The 13,489-nt window shown below is 66.8% G+C and carries 11 protein-coding genes; 9 read left to right on the forward strand and 2 right to left on the reverse strand.

Annotated elements, in window-relative coordinates:
* Positions 1-247: 247 nt before the first annotated feature.
* On the reverse strand, positions 248-643 hold the full coding sequence (locus E8F06_RS19685; RefSeq protein WP_151137937.1) for a YkgJ family cysteine cluster protein: 396 nt from the start codon (positions 641-643) through the stop codon (positions 248-250).
* A 266-nt stretch (positions 644-909) separates the two neighbouring features.
* Between E8F06_RS19685 and E8F06_RS19690 the strand changes: the two genes are divergently transcribed.
* The 7 genes from E8F06_RS19690 to E8F06_RS19720 all read left to right on the forward strand — a co-directional run bounded on the left by E8F06_RS19690 (position 910) and on the right by E8F06_RS19720 (position 10,369).
* Positions 910-4,503: a DUF2339 domain-containing protein gene (locus E8F06_RS19690; RefSeq protein ID WP_280370227.1), complete on the forward strand. Its 3,594-nt coding sequence runs from the start codon at positions 910-912 to the stop codon at positions 4,501-4,503.
* Complete coding sequence (locus E8F06_RS19695) at positions 4,500-5,885, forward strand: DUF3999 domain-containing protein (protein ID WP_280370229.1); 1,386 nt, start codon at positions 4,500-4,502, stop codon at positions 5,883-5,885. The genes E8F06_RS19690 and E8F06_RS19695 overlap by 4 nt, the downstream gene beginning before the upstream one ends.
* A 172-nt stretch (positions 5,886-6,057) precedes the next feature.
* Positions 6,058-7,707 carry a histidine kinase N-terminal 7TM domain-containing protein gene (locus tag E8F06_RS19700; protein ID WP_280370231.1) on the forward strand — a complete coding sequence of 550 codons (1,650 nt, stop codon included), beginning with the start codon at positions 6,058-6,060 and terminating at the stop codon, positions 7,705-7,707.
* Positions 7,708-7,862: 155 nt separating this feature from the next.
* Positions 7,863-8,873: a class 1 fructose-bisphosphatase gene (locus E8F06_RS19705; RefSeq protein WP_280370233.1), complete on the forward strand. Its 1,011-nt coding sequence runs from the start codon at positions 7,863-7,865 to the stop codon at positions 8,871-8,873.
* Positions 8,874-8,876: 3 nt separating this feature from the next.
* On the forward strand, positions 8,877-9,476 hold the full coding sequence (locus E8F06_RS19710) for a DUF924 family protein (protein ID WP_280370234.1): 600 nt from the start codon (positions 8,877-8,879) through the stop codon (positions 9,474-9,476).
* Positions 9,477-9,545: 69 nt separating this feature from the next.
* Positions 9,546-9,800 carry an outer membrane protein assembly factor BamE gene (gene bamE, locus E8F06_RS19715; protein WP_280370236.1) on the forward strand — a complete coding sequence of 85 codons (255 nt, stop codon included), beginning with the start codon at positions 9,546-9,548 and terminating at the stop codon, positions 9,798-9,800.
* Complete coding sequence (locus E8F06_RS19720; RefSeq protein WP_280370239.1) at positions 9,797-10,369, forward strand: lipocalin family protein; 573 nt, start codon at positions 9,797-9,799, stop codon at positions 10,367-10,369. Before bamE ends, E8F06_RS19720 begins: the two co-directional genes overlap by 4 nt.
* Before the next feature lie 96 nt (positions 10,370-10,465).
* Here E8F06_RS19720 and E8F06_RS19725 read toward each other — a convergent pair whose 3' ends face one another.
* Positions 10,466-11,830 carry a formimidoylglutamate deiminase gene (locus E8F06_RS19725; RefSeq protein WP_280370241.1) on the reverse strand — a complete coding sequence of 455 codons (1,365 nt, stop codon included), beginning with the start codon at positions 11,828-11,830 and terminating at the stop codon, positions 10,466-10,468.
* 193 nt (positions 11,831-12,023) lie between these two features.
* Between E8F06_RS19725 and hutC the strand changes: the two genes are divergently transcribed.
* Both hutC and E8F06_RS19735 read left to right on the forward strand, forming a co-directional pair.
* Positions 12,024-12,776: a histidine utilization repressor gene (gene hutC, locus E8F06_RS19730; RefSeq protein WP_280370243.1), complete on the forward strand. Its 753-nt coding sequence runs from the start codon at positions 12,024-12,026 to the stop codon at positions 12,774-12,776.
* On the forward strand, positions 12,773-13,357 hold the full coding sequence (locus E8F06_RS19735; RefSeq protein WP_280370245.1) for a HutD family protein: 585 nt from the start codon (positions 12,773-12,775) through the stop codon (positions 13,355-13,357). The genes hutC and E8F06_RS19735 overlap by 4 nt, the downstream gene beginning before the upstream one ends.
* Positions 13,358-13,489: the final 132 nt, after the last annotated feature.

Consider the following 13,489-nt stretch of genomic DNA (forward strand, 5'->3'; position numbering starts at 1 on the left):
AGGTTGGTTGGGGCTGCTGCGCAGCCCTTTGCGATTGAAATCGCCCCCACAGGGAAAGCGCAGTGGCTAGATTCCTCGCGGACTGCTCCCTCTCTCTTCGGGAGAGGGTTGGGGTGAGGGCGAGTCGCCGCTCGGGGGTTGGTTGGTGCTGCTGCGCAGCCCTTTGCGATTGAAATCGCCCCCACAGGGAAAGCGCAGCGGCTAGATTCCGTGCGGACTGCTCCCTCTCCCTTCGGGAGAGGGGGCGTCAGTCTTTGGGCTTGAACGCGCAGTAGCCTGGGCGCGGACCGATGCGCGGGTGGTTGCGGCAGGTTTCCGGGCGCTTGTCGTAGACGGTGCACAGACGGCTCTTGCGGTCGAGGAAGTAGCAGTCGTTGTTGCCCATGCGCGTGAGGGTGAAGATGCCGGACTTCTGGTTGAAGCGCTCTACCACGCCTTCCTTCATCAGCCGTTTGGCGATGTTCTTCGGCGGCTCGCCACGCTCGAACTCGGCCACCAGTTCCAGGCGGATCAGGTCACTCAGGCGCGTTTCGACCGGCATGGTGCAGCAACTGGAAACGCAGGCGTGGCACATGGTTTTTTCGTATTTGATCCAGGTGTCCGTCCGGTCGAGGTCGGCACCGACGATCATCATGGTCTTCATGGTCGGCGAGCAGGCTAGGGGAGAAGGGCGGGCATCATAGCGATGTTGGTGAAAAAGTGAACAGTTTCCCGTCGGGGAACATGAAATTTCCCTTTGTCTCTGCGGATTTGTGCCGGTGTTGTGCTGAGCTGTAGGAATCTTCTGTGTCTGTGAGTCAGAACTGAGACGTCTCTTATTGGGGACGATGCCGGTTCTCTTGTAGCTTCTAGCTGATACCGGTCGCGAGGAATGCGGCCAACCTGCCCAACCATCTGAGTAATCGCTGCATGCAATGGATTTTCATGCTGATTGGCCTGGCCTTCGGGGCCGGGATAGATGAAAGCGTCACGGGTGCCCTGCTCGGCGGCTTGATGGGCCTGGGGCTGGGGCAGGCCATTCGCCTCCAGTGGCTGATGCGGGAGAACGCCGAGCTGCGCAAGTCGCTGGCCAGCTTCGCCGCCCGCTTCGACAAAGGCACCCAGGCCATTCATGAGCGTCTGCTCAAGGTGGAGCAGGGCGGGGCGCAGCCAGCTGAGGCGGCGCCTCCCGTTGCCGAGCCGGTGGCGCCAGCGGCGCAGGCCGCGCCTGAACGGGTGCCTGACGACAGCGATCTGGTCTGGGAGCTGCCGGCTGACGTGCTGGAACAACCCACCGCTGCGGCCGAACCGGCCCCCGAGCCTGCTCCTGCCGCCGCTGCTGCTGACGCCTGGGGCCAGGAAGCGCGCCCCGGGGCACCACGCCGGACGCCACCGATTCCCCCCAAGCCTCGCGAGCCCTCCCTGCTCGAACGGGGCTTTGCCGCCGCCCGCAACTGGCTGTTCGGTGGCAATACCGTGCTGCGCATCGGCGTTGTGCTGCTGTTCCTCGGCTTGGCCTTCCTGCTGCGCTACGCCACCGAAGGCATGGTGGTGCCGGTGGAGCTGCGTTACGCCGGGGTGGCGCTGGCCGCCATCGCGTTGCTGGGGCTCGGCTGGTGGCTACGCCGGCGTAATCCCAATTACGGCCTGATGCTTCAGGGTGCCGGGATCGCCGTGCTCTACCTGACGGTATTCGCGGCCATGCGCCTACACCCGTTGCTGGACCCGAAGATGGCCTTCGGCCTGCTGGTGGCGGTCACCCTGTTTTCCGCGATCCTCGCGGTGGCGCAGGACGCCCTGGGGCTTGCCGCCGCTGCGGCGCTGGGTGGCTTTGCCGCGCCCATCCTCACCTCCAGCGGCAGCGGCGACCATGTGGCGCTGTTCAGCTACTTCGCGCTACTCAATGCGGGCATCTTTGCCATCGCCTGGTTCAAGGCCTGGCGCCTGCTCAACCTGATCGGCTTCGTCGGCACCTTCGGCATTGGCTTCGCCTGGGGCCTGCGTTCCTACCGGCCGGAGCTCTTTGCCAGCACCGAGCCCTTCCTGGTGCTGTTCTTCCTGATGTACGTGGGTATCGGCCTGCTCTTTGCCCGGCGCAAGCTGGCCGAGGCGGCGGATGCGCCAGAGGAGCGTGGCGAGCTGCTGCGCTGGTCGGCGCGCCAGGCTGACACGGTGGACGGCACCGTGCTGTTCGGTCCGCCGATCATCGGTTTCGGCCTGCAGGTGGCGCTGATCCGCCATATCGAGTTCGGCACCGCCTTCAGTGCCCTCGCCCTCGGCCTGTTCTACATCGTCCTGGCGCGCATTCTGGCGGGCCGCACCGCTGGCCGCGCATTGCTGCTGGTGGAAACCTGCCTGGCGCTGGGCGTGGTGTTCGGCAGTCTGGCGATTCCCCTGGGGTTGGACGCCCGCTGGACTTCCGCCGCCTGGGCGGTGGAAGGCGCCGGCATCTACTGGCTCGGCTTGCGCCAGGGCCGGCCGCTGGCGCGGGCGTTCGCCTTGCTGCTGCAGTTTGGCGCGGCGGTGGCCTTCCTCGGTGGGCTGCGTGCGGGCAGCTACACGCTGCTGGATGGCTCACCCCTGGGCGCGTTGATGCTGGGTGCGGCGCTGCTGTTCGTGTTCTGGCAACTGCGCCGGGCGCCTGTCGACGCGGCTACGGGGCTGGAGCAGCGCAGTGCGCCGGTGTTCGCCTGTGCGGGGCTGGCGTTCCTCTACCTGATGGCGCCGCTTTGCTTTGCAGCCGAAGGCACGGCCATCGCCTGGGCGCTGGCGGGGCTGGCGACGATCTTCGTCGGGCTTCGCCTGCTCTCCCGCGCTTTCCTGTTCAGCGCCTTCGCGGTGCAACTGCTTGGCGGCGCCATCTTCCTGCTTGATCTGGACGGTTCCGGCCTTGGCAGCGGTGCCGTGCCGGGGTGGCGCGGATTGATGGTGGCTTCGCTCATCGGCCTGGCGCTGATCGCCGGGATGCTGTTGGCCGCCCGTCACCCGCTGGCGCGTGCGGATGTGCGGCTGCTGCGGAGCCTGTCGCTGGTACTGCTGGCGGGGCTGGCCTTCGTCAACCTGGCGGTGCTGTTCGTGCTGCCCTGGCGTACCGCTGGCGCGGTGTGGGCGGGTAGCGGTCTGTTGATCCTCTGGCTCAGCCTGTATCTGCAACAGCGCGCGGCGTTCTGGTTTGGCCTGTTCCTGCAGCTATTGGCCGGTTTCAGCTTCCTCGCGGTGAGTCCGCTGTTGCTGGGTGAGCTGAGTGGTGAAGGCCTGCGCCCGCTGGCCCATGCCGGTTTCTGGACGCCGGCGGTGCTGGCGCTGGCAGCCTTCGTTGGTGCCTGGCGCCTGCAACGGGCGGCTCGGGCGGAGGCGGCCATGGGTGGCCTCAGCCTCGCGCACCTGGCGCAGCTGCTGCTGGCCTGGAGCGCCGGCTGGTGGGCCCTGGCCTGGCTGGCGGAGATCGGCCGCTTCGCCGCGCCCGAACTGCAGGTGCCGCTGGCCCTGTTGCTGGCGTCCGCGAGCGCCTTCTTCACGACTTGGCTGGCCGGCCGCGAGCAATGGCGTGCCCTGGCGCTGCTGTGCCTGGTGGTGGCGCCGGCGGGTGTGGCGGCGCTGGCGGTGGCCTGGGAACCGCAGTACCACCCGGCGGCGAGCTTTGGCTGGGCGGGCTGGGGCGCGCTGTTCGTCGTGCACCTGCTGGCGCTGCGCAGGCTGGATGGACTCCTGCCCAGCGGGGCGCGCAGCGCTTCCCATGTGCTGGGGTGCTGGTTGCTGCTCGGCGTGCTGGCGCTGGAACTCCGCTACCTGCTGATGCTGTTGTCCGAGCAGTACAACGCCTGGCGGTGGCTGGGCTGGGCGCTGCTGCCGAGTGCCTGGCTGCTGCTGGTGGCCTTGCGTCCGCGCCTGCCCTGGCCGGTGGCGGCCTATCCACGGGAGTACCGCCTGTGGGCCTCGCTACCGCTGGCACTGCTGATGCTGGCCTGGTTCTGGATCGCCAACGCCTGGAGCGATGGCGCTGCAGAGCCGCTGCCCTATTTGCCGCTGCTCAATCCGCTGGAATTGGGCCTGCTGTTCGCGCTGCTGGGCGCCTACCTCTGGGTGCGTGACTGCCTGCCCCGGTTCGGCTTGCCTGACTTGCCGGCCTGGCTGATCCAGGGCGTGGCGGGCGTGTCGCTGTTCGCCCTGGCCACGGCGGCGGTATTCCGTTGCGCGCATCACTGGGGCGGTGTGCCTTACCAACTGGAGGCGCAGCTGGACTCCATGCTGGTGCAGGCCGGGCTGTCCATCGTCTGGACCAGCATCGCCCTCGGCCTGATGGTGGTCGGTCATCTGCGCGCCTGGCGCCAGCTCTGGCTGGTGGGTGCGGTGCTGATCGCGCTGGTGGTGGCCAAGCTGTTCTTCGTCGAACTGGGCAACCGCGGTGGCCTGGAGCGCATCGTGTCTTTCATCGGCGTCGGCGTCCTGCTGCTGGTCGTCGGCTACTTCGCGCCCCTGCCGCCCAGGCGCGCGGAACCTGAACAGGAGCGGGTCAACGCATGATCGATTTGTCTTCCCTGCGCCGCCCCGGACTGGCCCTGTTGGCTGGCCTGGGGTTGCTTTGCCAGCCGCTGCTCGCCGCCGAGCAACCCGAGGATTTCACCACCCGCGTCGAACTGCGCGTGGAAGGCCAGGGGCCCTGGTATCGCTTGGAGATGCCCATGGCCCTGCATTTCGCCGCGCGCCATGCCGACCTGCGCGACCTGCGGGTGTTCAACGCCGAGGGTGAGGCCCTGGCCTACGCCCTGACCCGCAGCAGCGCCAGTGAACGTCGCGCCCGTCATGAGCATCCATTGCGCTGGTTCCCCCTGCACGGCTCCACCGAGAGTGCGGCGGGGTTGCCCAGTGTGCGAATTGAGCGCAGCACCACGGGGACGGTGGTGCAGGTGGTGCCGGAGAGCCCGGCTTCGGCTGGCGAGCAATTGCGCGGCTGGCTGTTGGACGCCAGCGGCGTACAGGCGCCCCTGGAGAAGCTCAGCCTGGACTGGAACGGTGGTGGCGAAGGCTTCCAGCGTTTCAGCATCGAGGCCAGCGATGACCTGCAGCATTGGGAGTCCTGGGGCGATGGCCAGGTGGCCCGGCTGTCCTTTGCCGATCAACGCATCGACCAGCGCGAAGTGACCCTGCCGGGACGCCCGGCGCGCTATCTGCGCCTGCTCTGGCAGAGCCCGCGGCAAGCCCCAGAACTGACCGCCGTGAAGGTGGTGAGCGCCAGTCGCGAGAGCCTGCCGGCGTCGATGGCCTGGTCGGCACCGCTGGAGCCGGTCAGCAGCAAGGATGGCCAGTACCTCTGGGACCTGCCCCTGGGGCTGCCCATCGAGCGTCTGCGCATTGCCGTGGAGCGGCCAGGAAGCCTGCTGCCGATACAGGTGGAGGCGCGTCGTGACGGCGCGCCGCAATGGCAGCCGCTGGCGTCGGGCCTGCTCTACCGCCTGCCCCAGGACGGCAAGGAAGTGGCCCAGGAGGAACTGGACCTGCCGGGCTGGATGGCGGTCAAGCAGCTGCGCCTGACGGTGGACCAGCGTGCCGGCGGCTTCGGCCAGCAGGTGCCGCGCCTGGAGGTGGGTATGCATGCCACCCAGGTGGTGTTCCTCGCCCGTGGCAACCCGCCGTTCACCCTGGCGCTGGGCAATGCCGAAGCCAGCCGCACGGAGCTGCCCCTGGCCACGCTGGTGCCGGGCTTCGACGCTTCCAGCCTGGAGAAGATGGGCCGCGCCGAGGCGGTGGCGATACCGGCGCAGGTCGGCGAACACCCGGCGGAACGGCAGACTGCCGAGCAGATCGTCTGGAAGCGCGTCGGCCTCTGGGCCGTGCTGCTGTTGGGCGTCGGCCTGCTGGGCGTCATGGCGTTCAGCCTGCTGCGCCGGCCAGCCACCCGTTCCTGATGAGTGACGCGGCTTGCAGGCGGCAGTGCTGGCGTTTTGATGTATCTTTGTCCTGTCATTCCACGGGCCGCAGCAGACGGCCCTTTTTCAGGTCAGGACGGCCAGTGACCAGCCTCAAGCAGTCCCATTCGCACCCCGTATTGTCGCTTGCCAAGCTCCCCGGAGCCCGGCGATGAACGCCTGCCTGTCCGGTGGCTGGAGCTTCAGCTGGCCGGTGGCGCTGACCCTCGCGGTCGGCATCGGGGTGATCCTGATGGCGCGTTGGGTGAGCCGCCAGCGCCACTTTCCTGGCCGAGAGAGCTTCATCGTCCTGCATGCCGGCATCTGCTGGTGGCTCGCCGCAGCGGGGCTGGAGCTTGCCGCACAAGGGCCGCAGTGCAAGGTGTTCTGGGCCAGCATGGCCTGGCCGGGGATCATCGGCGTGCCGACCTTCTGGGCGGTGTTCCTCTGGCAGTTCGTCAACAGCATCCGTGAGCCCCTGACGCTGCGCGGCTTCCTGCTGCTGGGCATCGGCCCGCTGGTCGCCTCGGCCATGGCCCTGAGCAACCCCTGGCACCAGCTGTTCTACGGCCCCGGTACCCTGCCGATGGACGACAGTCCGGGCGCGGCCATTCGTTATGACCACGGCCCGCTGTTCGATGCTGTGGCCATCTATGTCTACGTCTTCATGATCTTCTGCCTGGCCGTGGTGACCCGCGCCGCCCTGGCCAGCCACGGCCTGCACCGGCGGCACTACCTGGCGTTCGTGCTGGTCACCTGCGTGCCCTGGGGCGCCAACCTGAGCTATGTAGTCTTCGGCTGGACCCTGTTCGGCTTCGATCCCACGCCATTCAGCTTCGCCTTCACCCTGGTGGCCTTTGCCTGCCTGATCCTCGGTGTGCGCCTGTTCGACCTGCTGCCGGTCGCGCGCCACCTGCTGCTGGAGGAACTGCCCGATCCGGTGCTGGTGGTCGACCCGCAGCGCCGGGTGATCGACGCCAACCCCGCCGCCCTGGAACTCGCCGGGCAGTCTGCGTCCTGGCAGGGCACGGTCCTGTCCAAGTGGCCGGTCTACGGCCTGGAACTGGAGGCGATGCTGGCGGCGGGGGAGCGGGAGATGCTGCTGATCCCGGCCAGCTCCTCGCGCTATTTCGAGGTGCGCTCCCGCGATATCGAGCGGGTGACCCGGAGCGGTACCTTCATCCTCGGACAGATGCTCTACCTGCGTGACATCACCGAGCGCCATTGCAGCGAACTCAAGCTGGCCGAGGCGCTGGCCACCAGCGAGGAGCGCCTGCGCACCATCACCCGCCTGCACGAACAGTTGCAGGAGCAGGCCCTGCGCGACCCGCTGACCGGCCTCTACAACCGCCGCCACCTGGGCGAATTGTTCGCCCGCGAACTGACCCGCAGCCAGCGCGAGCGCACACCTATTTCCCTGGCGCTGATCGATCTCGACCACTTCAAGCAGCTCAATGACCGCCACGGCCACCTGGTGGGCGACGACGTGCTGCGCGCCGTGGCCATCCACCTGACCAGCAACCTGCGTGGCAGTGATGCGGTGTTCCGTATCGGCGGCGAAGAATTCCTCCTGTTGCTGCCCGGTGCCGCCGGCGATGAGGCATTCGTCCGTCTGCAGGCGCTTTGCCAGGCGCTGGCTGGCCAGCCGCTGCCCACCCGCGAGGGGCTGCTGTCGGTGACCCTCTCCGCCGGTCTGGCCGTCTGGCCGGCCCAGGGGCAGACGCTGGAGGAGCTGATGCAGGTCGCAGACGCCGCGCTGTACGACGCCAAGCGCAACGGCCGGAACCAGGTGCAGCGACTGGCTGCATCGGGTGCCGACTGACGGATGAACCAGTGGCCGACACCAGCGTCAGATAAATTCGCAGCCCCTGTCAGGCTGACATTACCGCCATTTCAGCGCCTTCTATCCCGCTGAGAGGCATTGAGAAACGACTCGCGCTAAACTGCGCGCATTTTTCCACCCTCCGGAGCCATTTCATGTCCCGCGTTACCCTGAGTCGCTACCTGATCGAGCAGACCCGAAGCCACAACACTCCTGCCGATCTGCGCTTCCTCATCGAGGTCGTCGCGCGCGCCTGCAAGGAAATCAGCCATGCGGTGTCCAAGGGCGCGCTGGGCGGCGTGCTCGGCAGCATGGGCACCGAAAACGTGCAGGGCGAAGTGCAGAAGAAGCTGGACGTGATGTCCAACGAGATCCTGCTGGAAGCCAACGAGTGGGGCGGCCACCTGGCCGGCATGGCGTCCGAGGAAATGGACAACGCCTACCAGATCCCCGGCAAGTACCCCAAGGGTGCCTACCTGCTGGTATTCGACCCGCTGGACGGATCCTCCAACATCGACGTCAACGTGTCGGTGGGCACCATCTTCTCGGTACTGCGTTGCCCTGAGCAGCACCTCTCGCAGAACGATGCGCTCAACGAGCAGGCCTTCCTGCAGCCGGGCACCAAGCAGGTTGCCGCCGGCTACGCCATCTATGGTCCGCAGACCATGCTGCTGCTGACCCTGGGCGACGGCGTGAAGGGCTTCACCCTGGATCGCGAGCTGGGTTCCTTCGTGCTCACCCACGACAACATCCGTGTGCCGGAAACCACCGCCGAGTTCGCCATCAACATGTCCAACCAGCGTCATTGGGAAGCCCCGGTGAAGCGCTACGTCAGCGAAATGCTGGCCGGCAAGGAAGGCGCCCTGGGCAAGAACTACAACATGCGCTGGATCGCCTCCATGGTGGCCGACGTGCACCGCATCCTGACCCGCGGCGGCATCTTCATGTACCCCTGGGATGCCCGTGAGCCGGAGAAGCCCGGCAAGCTGCGCCTGATGTACGAAGCCAACCCGATGTCCTTCATCATCGAGCAGGCCGGCGGCGCCTCCACCGATGGCCGTCAGCGCATCCTCGACATTCAGCCCAACTCCCTGCACCAGCGCGTGCCGGTCTTCCTGGGTTCCAAGGAAGAAGTCGCCCGCGTCACCGGTTACCACCAGGAGTAACCCATGCAGCCCTGGCAGCCGCTGCTCGACTGGTGGTTCGGACCTGAGGCCTCCGCCAGTCAGACCGCCGCGGCGCGCCACGGGCTGTGGTTCGGCAAGAAGGACCATCAGGATGCCGAAGCCCGCGAGTGCTTTGGCGGCCTGGTGGAACAGGCCCTGGAAGGCGGTCTCGCCGACTGGGCCGAACAGCCGGATGGCTGGCTGGCGCTGGTCGTGCTGCTGGACCAGCTGCCCCGCATGATCTTCCGCAACGACCCCCGCGGCTTCGCCGGCGACGCCCGCGCCCAGGCGCTGGTGGCTGACGGCCTGGCTCGCGGCCTGGACCGGCATCTCAGCCCGATTCGCCAGGTGTTCATCTACCTGGTGCTGGAACACGCCGAAAACCTGGCCAGCCAGGAGCGCGCGCTCTACCGCTACCGCCTGTTGCTGGACAGCGCAGACGCCGTCGAGCGATCGCTGTTCGAGAACTTCCTCGATTTCTCCGAGCGCCATCGGGTGGTCATTGCCCGCTTCGGTCGCTTTCCCCATCGCAACGCCGTTCTCGGCCGTCCTTCCAGCGACGAAGAAAGCACTTTCCTGCGGGAACCCGGTTCGCGCTTCTAGAATCGAATGGAACAATCTTGCGACCGGCTCAGACAGGCCGGTCGCGTTCTATCCGCCAAGGAGTGCTTCATGTCCCTTCGTACCCTCGCTGTCCTGTCCTGCTGCCTGGTGCTGGCCGCCTGTAACAAGCTCAACCAGGAGAACTATTCCAAGCTCAAGTCCGGCATGACCAAGGCCGAGGTGGAGCAACTGCTCGGCAGCCCGACCGAGTGCTCCGGCGCCGTCGGCTTCACCAGCTGTACCTGGGGCGACGAGAAGGCCTTCGTCAGCGTGCAGTACGCCGGCGAGAAGGTGCTGATGTTCTCTGGAAAGGGGCTCAAGTGAAGCGTGCAGCCGCGCTGTTGGCGGCCCTGCTGCTGGCCGGCTGCGCCAGCCATGGCGAGGGCCCGGTTCCGCCGCGCACGGTGGAGACGGTGGACCTCATGCGCTACCAGGGCACCTGGTACGAACTGGCGCGGCTGCCGATGTTCTTCCAGCGCGGCTGCGCCCAGTCCGAAGCCCATTACAACCTGCGGGACGACGGCAGCCTGGGCGTGCTGAACCGTTGCCGCACGCTGGATGGCGAGTGGAAGGAAGTCAGTGGCAACGCCGTGCCCCAGGTGGCCGGCCACACCGACAAGCTCTGGGTGCGCTTCGACAACTGGTTCTCCCGGCTCCTGCCGGGCGTCGCCAAAGGCGAGTACTGGGTGCTCTACGTGGACGACGACTACCGCACCGCCGTGGTGGGCAATCCGGATCGCAAGTATCTCTGGCTGCTGTCGCGCACGCCGGTGGTGTCGGAGAAGACCCGCGAGCAACTGCTGGAAGTGGCGGAAGAGCAGGGGTATGACACCGACCTGCTGATCTGGCGCACGCCGGACAGCGCCCTCAACGATTCGGCGCATCACCCGTAGGTTGGTGCCAAGCGCAGCGCGGCCCAACATCGTTTCGCACGATGGTGTTGGGCTTCGCGTAGCTCAGCCGCAACCTACGGAAGTTGGCGCCCGGCGTTAGCGCAGGACTTCTCGCAACACTCCGGCAAAGGCCTTCGCAGTCTCCGCTTCGGCCGCATGCCGGCCATCGCGCACCACCCACTTCCCGCCGACCATCACGTCGCGTACCTGACGGTCGCCGCCGGCGAACAGCCAGCGGTTGAGCAGGGCATCGCCCTCTGCCGTGGCGAGGTAGGGGTCGTTGCCATCCAGCACCAGCCAGTCGGCGCGCTTGCCGACTTCCAGGGCGCCCACGGGCTGACCGAGGGCCTGGGCGCCGCCGGCCAGGGCCGCATCGAACAGGGTACGGCCGACCTGCGGCTGGTCGGCGCGATAGAGGCGGTTGCGGCGCTGGTCGCGCAGGCGCTGGCCGTATTCCAGCCAGCGCAGTTCTTCCACCACGCTCACCGAGACATGGCTGTCGGAGCCGATGCCCAGGCGGCCGCCCCGGGCGAGGAAGTCCACCGCCGGGAAGATACCGTCGCCGAGGTTGGCTTCGGTGGTCAGGCACAGCCCGGCCACGGCACCGCTGGACGCCATGGCGACCACTTCGTCCTGCTCGGCGTGGGTGGCGTGGACCAGGCACCAGCGCTCATCCACCGGGGCATTCTCGTAAAGCCACTGCAACGGCCGGCGGCCGCTCCAGGCGAGGCAGTCGTCCACTTCCTTCTGTTGTTCGGCGATGTGGATATGAATGGGACGCGAGCCCTGTTCCGCCGCCAGAACCGCATTGATCTGTTCAGGCGTCACCGCGCGCAGCGAGTGGAAGCACAGGCCCAGTTGCTGGTTCGGCCGGCGGGCAATTTCCGCGTGCAGGCGTTCCTGCAGGGCCAGGTAGCTTTCGGTGCTGTTGATGAAGCGGCGCTGCCCATCATTCGGTGACTGTCCGCCAAAGCCGGCGTGGCTATAGAGCACAGGCAGTAGGGTCAGGCCGATGCCGGCGTCGCGGGCGGCCTGGCTGACTCGCAGGGAGAGTTCGGCCGGGTCGGCGTAACGGCGACCGTCGGCATCGTGGTGCACGTAGTGGAATTCGGCGACGCTGGTGTAGCCCGCCTTGAGCATCTCGATATAGAGCTGCCGGGCGATGACTTCCACCTGTTCCGGATCGAGCCGGCCCACCAGCCGGTACATCAGGTCGCGCCAGGTCCAGAAGCTGTCATTGGGGTTGCCCGCAACCTCGGCCAGCCCGGCCATGGCGCGCTGGAAGGCGTGGGAGTGCAGGTTCGGCATGCCCGCCAAAACCGGGCCTTGCAGACGTTCGGCACCTGCCGCATCGGCATCGGCCAGCACCTTTTCGATCAGGCCGTCGGAAGAAACTTCGAAGCGGACATTGCGAGCCCAGCCTTGCGGCAGCAGGGCGCGTTCTGCGAAGAAAGCGGACATGGTGAGGCACCGAGGGGTGGGTTGTTTTATTTGTATATACATATACAGACGTTTGTGGGTGACGTAAACTCACGTCAGTCGCGCACTTGTCTGGAATTGTCGAATCCGGTACATGCCGGAGGCGGGCAGCCGGTTCGGGGCTACGCCTGTTTGCCATCCAGGGTCTTGCCTCTTCGCCGACAAGGAGTTTCCCGTGCCCAGTTCGCCCAATGCACCGTCTTCGCTGGCCGCCCAGATAGGGGAGGCACCTGCGCCCCTGTATGCGCGCGTCAAACAGATGATCAGCCAGCAGATCCAGAGCGGCGCATGGCCGCCGCATTATCGGGTGCCTTCCGAGAGCGAGCTGGTCAACGAGCTGGGGTTCAGCCGCATGACCATCAATCGCGCCCTGCGCGAGCTGACCGCCGAAGGCTTCCTGGTGCGCATGCAGGGCGTCGGCACCTTCGTCGCCGAACCCAAGGGCCAGTCGGCCCTGTTCGAAGTGCACAACATCGCCGAAGAGATCGCAGCCCGTGGTCATCGCCATCACTGCGTGGTGGTCAGCCTGGTCGACGAAGTGGCGGGCCCGGAGCGGGCGCTGGCGCTCGACCTGCGCGAAGGACAACGCGTATTCCACTCGCGCATCGTGCACTTCGAGAACGATGTGCCGGTGCAGATCGAAGATCGCTTCGTGAATCCAGCGGTCGCCCCCGATTACCTGAAGCAGGACTTCACTAGCCAGACGCCGTACGCCTACCTGTCCAGCGTAGCGCCGCTGACCGAGGGGGAGCATGTGGTCGAGGCCATCCTGGCCGACGTTGAGGAGTGCAAGCTGCTGCAGATCGAGCGCGGTGAGCCCTGCCTGCTGATTCGCCGTCGCACCTGGTCCGGGCGCAATACCGTGACCAGCGCGCGCCTGCTCTACCCCGGTTCCCGCTACCGCCTCGAAGGACGTTTCGGTTCATGACCCAATCCCGCCTGCTGCGTGCCGCCGACTACCCTCGTATGCCGTGGAAGAACGGCGCGGGTTCCACCCTGGAAATCGCCCGCGACGCGGGTGATGGACTCGACGGCTTCGGCTGGCGGTTGTCCATCGCCGATGTCGGCGAGTCCGGCGGCTTCTCCGCTTTCACTGGCTATCAGCGGGTGATCACCGTTCTGGAAGGCGCCGGTATGCGCCTGGAAGTGGATGGCCAACGCTCCCGCGACCTCACCAGCCTGGACGCCTTCGCCTTCGATGGCGGCAGCACGGTGCAGTGCGAGCTGATCGACGGGCCGATCCGCGATTTCAACCTCATCTACTCGCCCAAGCGTTACTCCGCTCGTCTGCAGTGGCTGCGGGCGGACGGCGGGATAAAGCTGTTTTCTTCTGCCAGCACCGTGCTGCTGTTCGCCGCCGAAGCAGGAACGAGCCTGGCGATCGATGGCCAGGCATCCGAGGTGCTCGGCCGCCATGACTGCCTGCATATCGAAGCATCCGGCGCGCTGGCCGAGCTGAAGCTGGATGGCAAGGGCGCCTGCTGCCTGATCGAGCTGACGCCGCGCTAAGGCACACGGCCGATTCATTTGTAGGGGCGAATTCATTCGCCAAGCAGGCCGCAGGCCTGCCGTAGGTTGGGCAGAGGAACGAAGCCCAACGTGCGGGGTGACCGTGAGCGTTGGGCTTCGCATAGCTCAGCC

Source organism: Pseudomonas sp. BN411, from assembly GCF_029871235.1.
In the GTDB taxonomy this organism is placed as follows: domain Bacteria; phylum Pseudomonadota; class Gammaproteobacteria; order Pseudomonadales; family Pseudomonadaceae; genus Metapseudomonas.

Bases quoted from the DNA above. Each gene is read 5' to 3' on its own strand.
- E8F06_RS19700 (WP_280370231.1), top strand. From the start codon at position 6,058: ATGAACGCCTGCCTGTCCGGTGGCTGGAGCTTCAGCTGGCCGGTGGCG.
- E8F06_RS19690 (WP_280370227.1), top strand. From the start codon at position 910: ATGCAATGGATTTTCATGCTGATTGGCCTGGCCTTCGGGGCCGGGATA.
- E8F06_RS19710 (WP_280370234.1), top strand. From the start codon at position 8,877: ATGCAGCCCTGGCAGCCGCTGCTCGACTGGTGGTTCGGACCTGAGGCC.
- E8F06_RS19735 (WP_280370245.1), top strand. From the start codon at position 12,773: ATGACCCAATCCCGCCTGCTGCGTGCCGCCGACTACCCTCGTATGCCG.
- E8F06_RS19695 (WP_280370229.1), top strand. From the start codon at position 4,500: ATGATCGATTTGTCTTCCCTGCGCCGCCCCGGACTGGCCCTGTTGGCT.
- E8F06_RS19705 (WP_280370233.1), top strand. From the start codon at position 7,863: ATGTCCCGCGTTACCCTGAGTCGCTACCTGATCGAGCAGACCCGAAGC.
- bamE (WP_280370236.1), top strand. From the start codon at position 9,546: ATGTCCCTTCGTACCCTCGCTGTCCTGTCCTGCTGCCTGGTGCTGGCC.
- E8F06_RS19685 (WP_151137937.1), bottom strand. From the start codon at position 643: ATGAAGACCATGATGATCGTCGGTGCCGACCTCGACCGGACGGACACC.
- E8F06_RS19725 (WP_280370241.1), bottom strand. From the start codon at position 11,830: ATGTCCGCTTTCTTCGCAGAACGCGCCCTGCTGCCGCAAGGCTGGGCT.